Below are 13,639 nucleotides of genomic sequence, written 5' to 3'. Positions count from 1 at the left end.
GATCGTTTTGCGTTATCGGTTGTCAGATTCAAGCCGTGATGGTATAATGAAAATTGGAGTTTTTTGACGATTCACGATTGAGAAAAGGGGTGTTTCATGAAGGCGGAAACAATAAAAAATAAGTTAAAACGTCCGGAGAACCGGAAGACAGTGATGGATCTGGGAATCCTGCTGCTTCTGGTTACGATAGCGGCGTGCATTGCGTATGGAGTCAATGGCATTTACCCGTTTGGAAGCAAGTCGATCGCCCGCGGTGACATGGTTCAGCAGACGATCCCGGCAGGAATGTATTATGTATGGGATGTGCTGCACGGAAAGGCAAGCCCGTTTTTTACCTGGAATTCAGGTCTTGGCATGAACATTTCCGGAGCGGTTTCTCTGGGAGCGCTGTTCAGCCCGCTCAATCTCTTTTTATATTTTTCAACGAGAGCGTATCTGTATTATTTTGCCAATATTCTGATGATATTGAAAATGATCGCGATCGCATATGCGATGTATTTCTATCTGCGCAAATATGACATGGAGCGCATGGCATATGTGGCAGGTGCAGCTGTTTATGCATTCGGAGCGGCATCCTTAGTACATTTCCAGATCATGCTCGTAATGGACGTGGCGTTTCTGCTGCCGCTGATCATGATCGGAATTGACCGGCTTTATGAGAATAAGGGCTGTCTTTACTTTATCATTGTATTTACGCTGGTGATGATGGTGGATGTTTATACCGGCTGTATTACATTGCTTTTTATTCTGTTATCCTCAGGAATCCGCACCTTTGTCGATTCTGCAAAAGAGAAGGAAGAGAAGAAGCGGTGGATTCTCCGGCTCGGCGTATCCGTACTCGTCTCCCTGCTTTTAAGCGCAGTGGTCGTGATCCCGGCACTTCGCAGTATTGCTGAGGCACCACGAAGCGGTGACGGAGATTATCTGGCAACTTATGCAACGGCACTGCAGGCACAGTGGAGCAGCTACGAGTGGAGTATGGTTCGTCGCATGTGTGTCAACATGGCACTGCCGTTTGCCTGTATCATTGGCTTCTTTGTTATAGGGGACGGACAGAAGGGGGAGCGCCGGAAGTATAAGGGTCATATGATCCTGACTTTGTTGATGCTTGTATCCATGATCATTCCTTCGGTAGAGCTTTTGTGGCATGGCGGCAGCAGAGCAAGCTGGCCGGTTCGCTTTATCTATGTGGTATCCTTTGTGTTGATCGATTTTGCGGCATTGTTATATCAGGATCATCGCGAGAAGGACGAGACGCAGAAGGAGGATGTGTTCCGCAGCCTTTGTATTGCCTGTGTCTGCCTCGCTGCAGCGCTGATCGCGGGCAGAGTTATCTACAAAGCATACGCGGCATATTGCGGTCATTCTTCCTATGCGACACTTGGTGATGGATTTTTGTGTCTCGTGATCGAGGCAGTTTTTGCAGGTCTGTACCTGTTTATCTTAAAGAGTCACAAGCGCAAGACGGCAGTGCTGGTGCTGATGTGTGCGCAGCTTGTTGCAACCTCGGTCATCTGCTTTGCAACCAACAAGGAGAATGCAACCGTATTTTCCTCCGAATATCTGGAGGCTGCTAATAACGCAGGCAAGAGCGTTACGACAGATATCAAAGACTTTGAACGAATCAAGAATACCGATTATAAGATCGATCATATTGATTATGCACTTGTCATGGGACAGGAAGCGATTTCAAATTACTGGCATGTGATCAATCCGGATCTGCAGCCGAACTTTGCGGCACTCGGCTATTCCATCAACTGGACACAGCTTTTGGATGCCGGCGGAACGATCTTTTCCGATACGCTGTTACATATCCAATATGATCTAAGCTACCGTAATCTCCCGGAGAGCATGTATTCTCTGTGCGAGAACGTGGAGGGCTATAACGGAGATCAGATCGGACTTTACAAGAATAATCTGGAGCTGCCGTTTGCCATTGGTACGGATACCTATGAATTATCTGCGGGCAGCGATCTGTTCAGTACTCAGAACAGTCTGTTTTCAGCAATCACAGGAAGCAATGAGACGTTGATCCGGGATGTGACCGGCGAACTTGATACGACGGATCTTACCTATGAGACGAATGTGACCGGTGGGCGTAAGGTGCTATATTTTTATGGCACGAACAACACGGATCTGCAGGAGACCATCACGGTCAACGGTCAGGAGGTATATATTCCAAATTCTGATTCTTCCGAAAATACCAGCTATCCGGTGGACTTTGGCAATGGTCTGATCTGCCTTGGAAGCTTTGAAAATGAGAGCGTTTCGGTTGAATTTAACGGCGAGGCGGATCTTTCCCAGCTTCATATCGGCTGGCTTGACTATGATCTTCTGACCGGGGCGGTAAAGGAAATTCAGGATCAGAATCCGAAGATCACAACGCTGAAGCAGAAGAACAGCGGCGTGAAGCTTAAGCTGGACAATGTGACGAAGAGTAATGTGTTCCTTCCGATTTCCTATGATAAAGGATGGAGCTGCAAGGTCAACGGTAAGAAGGTCGAGATCGGTTCGATCGATGGAATGCTTTCTATTCCTGTAGAACAGGGAAGTGACAATATCGTATTAAAATATCACCCAAGCGGCAGAACGCCGGGACTGATCATTTCGCTGATCACGCTGCTTATCTGCGTGGCAGGCCGGTATCTGTTCAAGAAGGGAATCGTAAAGCAGGATCAAAAGACAGAAGGCGTGCTTGGAAGCATTGCGTATGACATATATGGGGTTGTGTATGCGCTGTTTATCGCACTGCTGTTTATTGTACCAATACTCTGTTATCTGAGACAGATTCTGGTACTCATACAATCATAGAAACGGAAAGGTATGGTGATGATTTGAAAGTTGTACTTTTAGCAGGGGGAAAGGGAACCCGTATCTCAGAGGAGTCCCAGTATAAGCCGAAGCCGATGGTGGAGATCGGAGGCAATCCGATCCTCTGGCATATTATGAAGGAATATTCCTACTACGGATTTAATGAATTTATTATCTGCGCAGGCTATAAGCAGCACATGATCAAGGAGTGGTTCTCAAACTATTTCCTGTATCACAGCGATGTGACCTTTGATTATACGAACGGACAGAAGACAGTGATGGTACACGACCACCGCTGCGAGCCGTGGAAGGTGACGGTGGTGGACACCGGACTGGAGACGATGACCGGTGGCAGAGTGAAGCGCATTCAGCCGTATGTGGGGGATGAGACATTTATGCTGACCTACGGGGATGGCGTGTGTGATGTTGATATTGCCAAGTTGTTAGAGTTCCATCGAAACCACGGCAAGAAGGCAACGCTGACTGCCGTTATGCAGGAGCAGCAGAAGGGCGTATTAAATATTGGCGGCGACAATGCCGTGAAGTCGTTCCGTGAGAAGAATATTTCGGACGGAGCACCGATCAATGCAGGATATATGGTATTAGAGCCGGATATCTTTGATTACATTGACGGAGATGATACCATTCTGGAGAGGGAGCCGTTGGAACGTCTTGCTGCGGAGGGTGAGCTGATGTCTTATATGCATCGCGGTTTCTGGCAGTGCATGGACAACAAGCGTGAGATGGACATGCTGGAGCAGTACCTGCGCACCGGCAATGCACCATGGAAGAAATGGAACGATTAACCGGAAAGGATATATAGAAATGGACGTATCATTTTATAAAGGAAAACGTGTGCTGGTAACAGGACACACAGGCTTTAAGGGAAGCTGGATCTGCCGGATCCTGATCAAGGCGGGCGCAGAGGTGACCGGCTACTCACTGGAGCCGCCGACGGACCCGGATCTGTTCTCATTGGCGGATCTGGCACCGCATATGAATTCAGTGATCGGAGATATCCGTGATCTGAACCATTTAAAGGAGGTCTTTCAAAAGACGCAGCCGGAGATCGTGCTTCATCTCGCGGCACAGCCGATCGTGCGGGATTCCTATAAGGATCCGGTTTACACCTACGAGACCAATGTGATGGGAACCGTCAATATCTGTGAATGTGTCAGACAGAATCCGTGCGTAAAGAGTTTCCTGAATGTCACGACCGATAAGGTCTATGAGAATAAAGAATGGGAGTGGGGCTACCGCGAGAATGAGCCGCTTGATGGCTTTGATCCGTATTCCAACAGCAAATCCTGTTCCGAGCTTGTCACACACAGCTACATAAACTCTTTTTTTGCAGACCGTGATCTGGCAGTCTCCACAGCGAGAGCAGGCAATGTGATCGGCGGAGGCGACTTTGCCAACGACAGGATCATCCCGGACTGCGTGCGTGCGATGCAGCGGGGGGACACTATCGGCGTAAGGAATCCGTATTCCACCAGACCATTCCAGCATGTACTGGAACCGCTTGGTGTTTATCTTTTGATCGCACAGAAGCAGTATGAGGATAAGAGCTATGCAGGATTTTATAACGTGGGACCGGATGAGTGCGACTGCGTGACGACCGGCGAGCTGACCGACCTGTTCTGCAAGTGCTGGGGCGATGGTGCTGCATGGGAGAACCAGGCGGAGGAGAATGCACCGCATGAGGCGAATTTCCTCAAGCTAGACTGCAGCAAGGTAAAGCGCGTCTTTGGATGGACACCGCGGTGGCACATTGAGGAGTGCATGGAAATGACATGCCGCTTCAGTAAGGTATGGCTGGCAGGCGGTGATATTCCGGCAGAGATGGACCAGGAGATCGACGAGTTTTATAGTACGAAGAGCAGACAGTAACACATGACACCTGTTGGGGCAAAGAGATTGACTTTAACAGAATTTTAGAGAGATATGTATGTGAATATATAGAATGGAGGCAGTATGTTCGAAAATAAGACAGAGCAGCAGGCAAAGGAAGAAATCCTGAAAATGGTCGCAGAATACTGTGACACATATCACAACAAGAAGGAGTATCATGAGGGAGATCGGATCCCGTATGCATCCCGTGTATACGATCATGCAGAGATGTGCAATCTTGTGGATTCCGCATTGGAGTTCTGGCTGACCGCCGGACGTTATACCGATGAATTTGAGAAGAAGTTCGCAGAATATCTGGGCGTGCGCTACTGTGCGCTGGTCAACTCCGGATCATCTGCAAATCTGGTTGCTTTTATGACACTGACCTCACCGCTTCTTGGTGACCGCAAGATCAACCGCGGGGATGAGGTGATCACGGTGGCAGCGGGATTTCCGACAACGATTGCAGCAATGATCCAGTACGGTGCCGTGCCGGTATTTGTGGATATGACGATCCCTCAGTACAACATTGATGTGACACAGCTTGAGGCAGCACTTTCCGACAAGACGAAGGCGGTCATGATCGCGCATACGCTCGGCAATCCGTTTGATCTTGCCGCAGTCAAGGCATTTTGTGATAAGCATAATCTCTGGCTTGTTGAGGATAACTGTGACGCGCTGGGTTCGACTTACACGATCGACGGTGTCACAAAGCAGACAGGAACCATCGGAGACATCGGAACATCAAGCTTCTATCCGCCACATCATATGACGATGGGAGAGGGCGGTGCCGTTTATACCGATGATCCGTTATTAAACAAGATCATCCGCTCCATGCGTGACTGGGGGCGTGACTGCATCTGTGCGTCCGGTCGTGACAATATGTGCGGTCACCGCTTTGACGGACAGCACGGAGAGCTTCCGTTCGGATATGATCATAAGTATGTATATTCTCATTTTGGATATAATCTCAAGGCAACCGATATGCAGGCAGCAGTCGGCTGTGCACAGCTTGAGAAGTTCCCTTCCTTTGTGGAGCGCAGAAAGCATAACTTCAGCCGTCTGAAGGAGGGACTTAAGTGCGTGGAGGACAAGCTGATCCTTCCGGAGCCATGTGAGAATTCAGACCCCAGCTGGTTCGGCTTCCTGCTGACCTGCCGTGAGGGCGTTGAGAAGAATACCGTGGTACAGTATCTGGAGAAGGAAGGCGTGCAGACACGTATGCTGTTTGGCGGTAATATGCTAAAGCAGCCTTGCTTTAGCGAGCTGAAGAAGTCCGGCGAGGGCTATCGTGTGATCGGCGATCTGCCGGTGACAGACCAGATCATGACGGACACATTCTGGATCGGTGTTTATCCGGGAATGACCGATGAGATGATCGACTATATGATTCGTAAGATCAAGGAAGCAGTAGAGCAGTAAAATACGGCGAAGCGATCGTATGCACCGGCAGCCGGACTGTCCGGCGAAGGAGCATATGGCAGGAAGAGCCGAAGGAATATATTTTGACCGGCATCCCGCAGAAGCAGGAGCGTGAGCGTCAGATGGAGGCAGCATGAAACAACGATTAGCAGATTATGTAGCAGATTTTTTGGTAGATCATGGAATTACAGACTGTTTTATGGTGACAGGCGGCGGTGCTATGCATCTGAATGATGCACTTGGACACAAGGAAGGCATGCACTGTCTTTACAATCATCATGAGCAGGGCTGTGCCATTGCGGCAGAGGCGTATTCCCGCATTCATAACAGGATGGCGGCACTCTGTGTGACCACCGGACCGGGCGGAACCAATGCAATTACCGGCGTGGTTGGCGGATGGCTTGATTCCGTGCCGATGTTCGTGATCTCCGGACAGGTCCGTTATGACACGACAGCACGTTATATGAGCCGGTTCACGGATGGATTGCCGCTTCGTGCCGTGGGCGATCAGGAGTTTGATATTACAAAATCTGTCGACAGCATGTGCAAATATGCCGTGATGATCGAGGATCCGATGCAGATCCGTTATGCGTTGGAGAAGGCATATCATCTGGCAATGACCGGCAGAAGAGGTCCGGTATGGATCGACATTCCGGTGAATTATCAGGGCTGTTATATTGAGACGGACGATCTGAGAGGCTACGATCCGGCGGAGGATTCCGCAAAGATGCCGGTTTCGGTAGCACAGAGTGTGATCGATCAGGTCATCGAAAAGGTACGTCAGGCGAAACGTCCGGTACTTTATGCGGGCAATGGCATCCGGCTTTCCGAGGGCTATGAGGCATTCCGAAGTGTTGTGGAGAAGCTTGGCATTCCGGTGGCAACCTGCTGGGATTCTATCGATGCGATCGAGACGGCACATCCGCTTTATGTAGGCCGTGGTGGCATCATGGGTGACCGTGCCGGCAACTTTGCCGTGCAGAATGCAGATCTTGTGCTTGCTGTCGGAAACCGTCTGTCCATTCGTCAGGTCGGCTACAATTGGAAGACCTGGGCGAGAGAGGCGTATGTGATCGACGTTGATGTGGATCCGGCAGAGCTTAAGAAGACCACAATCCATGTGGACATGCCGGTCTGTGCGGACGCAAAGGATTTCTTCGAGAAAATGGATCAGACCTTATCCGGCGAGACGCCTGTATTTACCGGACAGGACTGGGTAAGCCGCTGTCAGAACTGGAAGAAAGATTATCCGGTTACGCTGCCGAAGCATTGGGAAGAGGATGGCAGCTACGCCAATGTATATGCATTTATCAATTATCTGAGTGAAAGCCTGCCGGAGGGCAATCTGACCGTTGTTTCAAACGGAAGTGCCTGCGTGGTGGGAAGCCATAACTATGTGATCCAGAAGGATGCACGTTTTATCATTAACAGTGCGATCGCCAGCATGGGCTACGGTCTGCCGGCAGCTATCGGTGCCTGTGTGGCAAATGACCGTAAGGACACGATCTGTATTGAGGGCGATGGAAGTATCATGATGAATCTGCAGGAGCTGCAGACGGTACTGACAAACAAGCTTCCGATCAAGCTGTTCCTGATCAACAATCAGGGCTATCATTCCATCCGTCAGACGCAGAACAATCTGTTCAGCAATCATTGCAAGGTCGGAATCGGACCGGAGAGCGGCGATCTGTCATTCCCGGAGTTTGAGAAGCTTTCTCAGGCATTTGGATACACATATTATCAGGCACACAGCAACGAAGAAATGAAGAAAGCAGTTGATAAGACGCTGGCAGAGGAGGGACCTGTATTCTGTGAGATCTTCGTTTCACCGACACAGAACTTCGAGCCGAAGAGCGCAACAAAGCGTCTGGAGGATGGCAGTCTTGTGAGTCCGCCGCTGGAGGATCTGGCACCGTTCCTTCCAAGGGAGGAAGTGCTTGCCAACCTTCTGATCCCGCCGGTAGAGTAGGACGATAAACAACAGAAAGGCAGAAAGAAGATGAAAAGGATTGTAGTGACCGGACCGACCGGAGCCATCGGCACCGCATTGATTCGGGAATGTATTGCAAAGGATATTGAAGTCTATGCCATTGTCCGTCCGCATTCGGCGAGAGCGGCACGGATTCCGGAGGATGCGCATGTCCATCTTGTGGAGTGTGATCTTTCGGGACTTGGCGATCTGGACGTGTCCGACATTCCGCCCTGCGATGTGTTCTATCATTTCGGGTGGGCGGCAACGATTGGCGATGCCCGCAATGATATGAGGCTGCAAACGGATAATATCCGTTATACGATCGAGGCGGCAGGACTGGCGGCGAGAATGGGCTGCGAGGCGTTTGTCGGCTCCGGCTCCCAGGCAGAGTATGGCAGAGTGGAGGGAAATCTGACACCACAGACACCGGCATTTCCGGAGAACGGTTACGGCATGGCGAAGCTTTGTGCCGGTCAGATGAGCCGTATCGAATGCGAAAAGCTTGGACTGCGCCATGTGTGGACGCGTATCTTAAGCATTTACGGACCATGCGACAGCGATAAGACCATGGTCACGACCACGATCCGAAAGCTTCTTGACGGGCAGACACCTGCCCTGACCAAAGGAGAACAGCAGTGGGATTATCTGTACAGCAGGGATGCAGCGAGAGCCATGATCGCGCTTGGCGAGAAGGGACAGCACGGAAAGGTGTACTGCATCGGCAGCGGAACAGCACGCCCACTCAAAGAATATATTGAGCAGATCAGAGATCTGATCGACCCGGAGGCAGGGCTTGGCTTCGGTGAGATCCCGTATGGCGCGAGACAGGTTATGTATCTGTGTGCCGATATCTCTGAGCTCACAAAGGATACCGGATTTGTACCACAGACAGATTTTCGTACCGGCATGACCGAGACGATCGCGTGGATGAAGTCGGAATGGAGGCAGCATGAAAATAATTAGTGTAATGATACCTTGTTATAACGAGGAAGAAAATGTAAAAGCGATCAGTGAGGCGGTGATCCGTGAGATCACAACGAATCTGCCGTCCTATGATTATGAGATTTTGTTTATTGATAACGATTCCACAGACCGTACCAGAGAGTATCTGCGGGAAATCTGTGCCGACAATTCAAAGATCAGAGCAATCTTTAATGCAAAGAATTTCGGACAGTTCAACTCTCCGTATTACGGAATCTGCCAGACGAGCGGTGACTGCACGATCTGCCTGTGCTGTGATTTCCAGGATCCGGTGGAAATGATCCCGCGTCTTGTTGAGGAGTGGGAGAAGGGTGCCAAAATCGTCTGTGCGATCAAGACGACCAGCAAGGAAAATAAGATCATGCGTTTCCTTCGCACCTGTTATTATAAGATGATCAAGAAGATGTCTGATGTGGAGCAGATTGAGCATTTCACCGGCTTTGGTCTTTACGACAAGGGCTTTGTGGATGTACTGCGCAATCTGGACGATCCGACACCGTTCCTGCGCGGAATCGTCGCAGAGCTTGGCTATAAGCGTGTGGACGTGCCGTATGAGCAGCAGAAGCGCCGCGCCGGCAAGACGCACAACAACTGGTTCACTCTTTACGATGCAGCGATGCTCAGCTTTACCTCATACACGAAGGCGGGTCTTCGTCTGGCAACGATCGTGGGCTTTATCATGTCCGCGATCAGCCTTGTGGTCGCCTTTGTATATCTGATTTTAAAGCTTCTTTACTGGGATCGCTTTGTGGCCGGTATGACACCGATCCTGTTAGCCGTGTGCATCCTTGGTTCGGTTCAGCTGTTCTTTATCGGATTTCTGGGCGAGTATGTGCTCAGTATCAATAAGCGTATGATGAAGCGTCCGCTTGTAATTGAGGAGGAGCGCATTAACTTTGACAAGGACAAGACAGGAAATAAATAATGAAATATATAGAAAATAAAAATATTCGTGCCGTTTTGTTTGATCTGGACGGCACGATCTACTATGGAAGTAAGCTGATACCAGGGGCGGATGAGGTAGTACGCCGGTGCCGTGAGCTTGGCAAGCAGGTTTACTTCATGACAAACAATTCGACCAAAACAAGAAAACAGATCTGGGAGAAGCTGACCGGCATGGGGCTTGCCTGCAGCTATGAGGAGGTTTATACCGGCAGCTACGCCGCAGCACTTTATGCACATCAGATGGGCTACAAGACCGTATACATTATGGGAAGCGATGCGCTGGCAGAGGAGTTTGCAGGGCTCGGTGTTACGGTTTCCGATCATGCGGAGGTCGTGATCGTGGGCTATGATATGGATTTCAATTATCAGAAGCTGACGGATGCGCTGCAGGTAGCACTGCGGGCGGACAAGATTATTGCCTGTAATCTCGAGCATCATTATCCGGGCGAGAATGCGAAGCGTATGCCGGGCTGTGGTGCGATGGTCGGCGCGCTGGAGGGAAGCCTTGGACGAAAGGTGGACTACTCGGTCGGAAAGCCTAATCCGCTGCTGATGGACATTATCTGTCAGGACAAGGGCTTAAAGCCGGAGGAGATCATTGTGGTCGGAGACACCTATGCGAGTGATATCGTCATGGCACATAAGTACGGGAGCCGGGCGGTTTATATCGGGGAGGAATCCCATGAGGACACCAACTGTGTCCGGAAGATCAGCGAATTGCTGCAATAGATGCAAAGGGGGCATTTTAGATGAGCAGGATAAATTTACTGGATTGTACACTGCGTGACGGCGGTTATGTCAATGACTGGCATTTTGGAAGAGATGCCATTTTCAATATTGGCAAGAAGATTGTTCTCGCGGGGATAGAATACTTCGAGATCGGTTTCGTCAGAGAATGCGAATACAGCAAGGATTATTCACTGTTTGACGGCAACGACAGCGTGCGGGATATGATCGCACCGAAGAATCCCGACACCCATTATGTCGGCATGATCGATATGGGGCGGCCGATCCCGTTAGAGAAGCTTGGAAAACGCGTGCCGGACGGCTTTGATGTATTCCGTGTGATCTTCAAGAAAAGCAAGATCGAGGAGGCGTACAATTACATTCAGGAGCTGGAAAAGCTGGGCTACGATGTCTTTGCGCAGGCAGTGGGAACCGACAATTATACCGACAGTGAATTTATCGCGCTGATCGAGAAGTTCAACCGGCTCCCGATCAAGGCATTTTATATTGTGGACAGCTTCGGTCTGATCAAGAAAAAGGACTTTGTCCGTCTGGCGCAGATTGCCGATCATAATCTGCGGGAGGACATTATGCTCGGGTATCATTCCCACAACAACATGCAGCAGGCGATGGGCAATGCCTCCGCCTTTACGGAAATGCATCTGCACCGCGACATCATTCTGGACGCCTGCGTGTTTGGTATGGGACGTGGCGCCGGCAATCTGAATCTGGAGCTTTTCGCCGAGTACATGAACGAGAACTTCGACAAGCAGTACCGCATTGAGCCGATGCTTGAGATCATTGACGAGTATCTCAACGACATTTACCGGGAGCATTTCTGGGGATATTCCCTGCCGCTGTATCTGTCTGCCGCCAACGGCTGCCACCCGAACTATGCGATCTACTTCGCATCTAAGGGAACGCTGACCGTGAAATCCTACAATGAGATCTTAAAGTCGATCCCGAAGGAGGACAAGGCTCTTTACAATAAGGACAAGGCTGAGGCGATTTACAAGCAGTATCAGGAAAATTATATCGACGACCGTGAGGCTGTCGAGAAGCTGGAGCAGGAGCTTTCGGGCAGAGAGGTGCTTCTTCTGGGATCGGGCAAGAGCCTGATGCAGCAGAAAGCGCAGGTCGAGGAATACATCCGCGAAAAGAATCCGGTCGTGATCGGGCTGAACTTCGTTCCGGCTGACTTTGCCTGTGATTATGCGTTCATCTGTCATATGCGCCGCTACAAAAATATTACCGATGATTCCGTCAGAAAGATCATCACCTCCAATCTGCGCGAGGCAAAGGACTACGAATACATGTTAAACTTCGCAAGCTATTCTTCCCAGGAACCGGCGATCATGGAAAACTCCGGTCTGATGTGCCTGCATTTCCTGCTGCACATCGGGATGCCGCAGGTTGTCATTGCCGGGCTGGATGGCTACGATATCCGAAACCACGGCAACTACGTCAACAGCGGTCTGGAATATGACTTCTCCGCAGAGCAGCTCAAGGAGCGCAACGAGCTGATCGCCGCAGAGCTGAACCGGTTGCAGGAGAAGATGCAAATTACATTCCTGACCGACAGCATTTATAAGAAATAGACCCTGCGGGGATTAGACAAGAATAAGAATAGAAATTCTGCAGAGTAATGAGAAGCAGAATACAACAATACGGGGGAAAAGAGATGACAGAAAAGAAACAGACGAAGATGGAGCTGCTGATCCAGTTTATTAAATTCGGGATCGTAGGTGTCACCAATACAGTCGTATCCTATGTGATCAATGTTGCAACCCTGTTCCTGCTGGGACATGCGCACATATTCCAGCGCTGGGATTACATCATAGCCAACACCGTGGCGTTTATTCTCAGTGTGCTGTGGTCATTTTACTGGAACAACAAGCTGGTATTTAACATGGAGGGAACCTCCTGGAAGGAGCTTTTGCAGGCACTAATCAAGATGTATCTGTCCTACGCATTCACCGGAATTATTCTGAGCAACGTGCTGTCATATCTGTGGATCGATGTACTCCACATCTCCAAATACATTGCCCCGCTGATCAACTCGATCATCGGCGTGCCGATCAACTTTGTACTCAATAAGTTCTGGGCGTTCCAGGGAAAATAGGAATGGTACGGAGGCGCGATCGGTGCGGTTTATGTTTGACAACCCTCTATGGGAATGATAGAATAAACAGGATCTGTCATAGATGTGGCAGATTCCTTTTATATAACTGCGGATGTGATGGAATTGGCAGACATGCAAGATTTAGGTTCTTGTGCCGCGAGGCGTGCAGGTTCAAGTCCTGTCATCCGCATCAAACCCCCGGAACGAAGGTTCCGGGGGTTTTTGCGGATGGAGACCTTGAATCCTGGGATTCAAGGTCTCCGCTGCCGCTCCGGTCGGTGCCGGTCAGACGTCCACCGGACGTCTGGCATCCTGTCATCCGCATGATAAGCTTCAAACCATTTATTTATAAGGGCTTGGAGCTTTTTTTACTTTTTGCCGAAGAGTTGTGAATTTATGATATAATCAAAAATAAGATATTAGAATTTATGCTTTTATATTGTTGGATGCACAGCTAAAAATAAATGATGCTCGACATCATTATCTGTAAAAATGCTATTGATAATATAACGAGAAGGAGAAAAGATATGGCATACACAATGATTCACATAATTATCGCAGAGGAAATATTTTCGAAATTTTCTTTAAATATAAATGAAAATGATTTTTTGATAGGAACAATTGCGCCAGATGCAGTACATTCATGTGAAGAATTTAGTTACAAATTGAAGGAAAAAAGTCATTTTTTTCCCGAAAGTTTAACTTGGGGAAAGGTTGATACATGTACCAAGGCAAATCTATGGATGGATTCAGTGTTGGAGTTTTATGAG

At 49.4% G+C, this 13,639-nt stretch carries 10 protein-coding genes, 1 tRNA gene and 1 pseudogene; all 12 read left to right on the top strand.

Going from position 1 to position 13,639, the window contains the following annotated elements:
• Positions 1-96 precede the first annotated feature (96 nt).
• Positions 97-2,811 (top strand): YfhO family protein, encoded by a 2,715-nt coding sequence (locus ACZLMD_RS07530; RefSeq protein ID WP_489495483.1) that lies wholly within the window; start codon positions 97-99, stop codon positions 2,809-2,811.
• Positions 2,812-2,834: 23 nt separating this feature from the next.
• A pseudogene (gene rfbF / locus ACZLMD_RS07525) lies at positions 2,835-3,548 on the top strand (glucose-1-phosphate cytidylyltransferase); the annotation flags it as partial.
• Positions 3,549-3,636: 88 nt separating this feature from the next.
• Complete coding sequence (gene rfbG, locus ACZLMD_RS07520; protein WP_489495482.1) at positions 3,637-4,701, top strand: CDP-glucose 4,6-dehydratase; 1,065 nt, start codon at positions 3,637-3,639, stop codon at positions 4,699-4,701.
• 84 nt (positions 4,702-4,785) lie between these two features.
• On the top strand, positions 4,786-6,123 hold the full coding sequence (rfbH, locus tag ACZLMD_RS07515) for a lipopolysaccharide biosynthesis protein RfbH (RefSeq protein ID WP_022306284.1): 1,338 nt from the start codon (positions 4,786-4,788) through the stop codon (positions 6,121-6,123).
• A 133-nt stretch (positions 6,124-6,256) separates the two neighbouring features.
• Entirely contained in the window at positions 6,257-8,092 is a 1,836-nt protein-coding gene (locus ACZLMD_RS07510; protein WP_118561626.1) for a thiamine pyrophosphate-binding protein, read from the top strand.
• 30 nt (positions 8,093-8,122) lie between these two features.
• Entirely contained in the window at positions 8,123-9,058 is a 936-nt protein-coding gene (locus ACZLMD_RS07505; RefSeq protein WP_484107285.1) for an NAD-dependent epimerase/dehydratase family protein, read from the top strand.
• Positions 9,045-10,001, top strand: a complete 957-nt coding sequence (locus ACZLMD_RS07500) for a glycosyltransferase family 2 protein (RefSeq protein ID WP_489495481.1) — start codon at positions 9,045-9,047, stop codon at positions 9,999-10,001. Before ACZLMD_RS07505 ends, ACZLMD_RS07500 begins: the two co-directional genes overlap by 14 nt.
• Positions 10,001-10,750: an HAD-IIA family hydrolase gene (locus ACZLMD_RS07495; RefSeq protein WP_489495479.1), complete on the top strand. Its 750-nt coding sequence runs from the start codon at positions 10,001-10,003 to the stop codon at positions 10,748-10,750. Before ACZLMD_RS07500 ends, ACZLMD_RS07495 begins: the two co-directional genes overlap by 1 nt.
• Positions 10,751-10,770: 20 nt before the next feature.
• Entirely contained in the window at positions 10,771-12,345 is a 1,575-nt protein-coding gene (locus ACZLMD_RS07490) for a beta/alpha barrel domain-containing protein (RefSeq protein WP_022306279.1), read from the top strand.
• An 83-nt stretch (positions 12,346-12,428) separates the two neighbouring features.
• On the top strand, positions 12,429-12,869 hold the full coding sequence (locus ACZLMD_RS07485) for a GtrA family protein (RefSeq protein ID WP_022306278.1): 441 nt from the start codon (positions 12,429-12,431) through the stop codon (positions 12,867-12,869).
• Between the two features lie 108 nt (positions 12,870-12,977).
• Positions 12,978-13,059: transfer RNA gene (locus ACZLMD_RS07480), tRNA-Leu, on the top strand.
• 337 nt (positions 13,060-13,396) lie between these two features.
• The coding region (locus ACZLMD_RS07475; protein WP_489495478.1) for a hypothetical protein at positions 13,397-13,639 on the top strand (243 nt) is incomplete at its 3' end.

The organism is Jutongia sp., from assembly GCF_057878315.1.
This window is presented reverse-complemented; position numbering and strand designations above follow the sequence as displayed.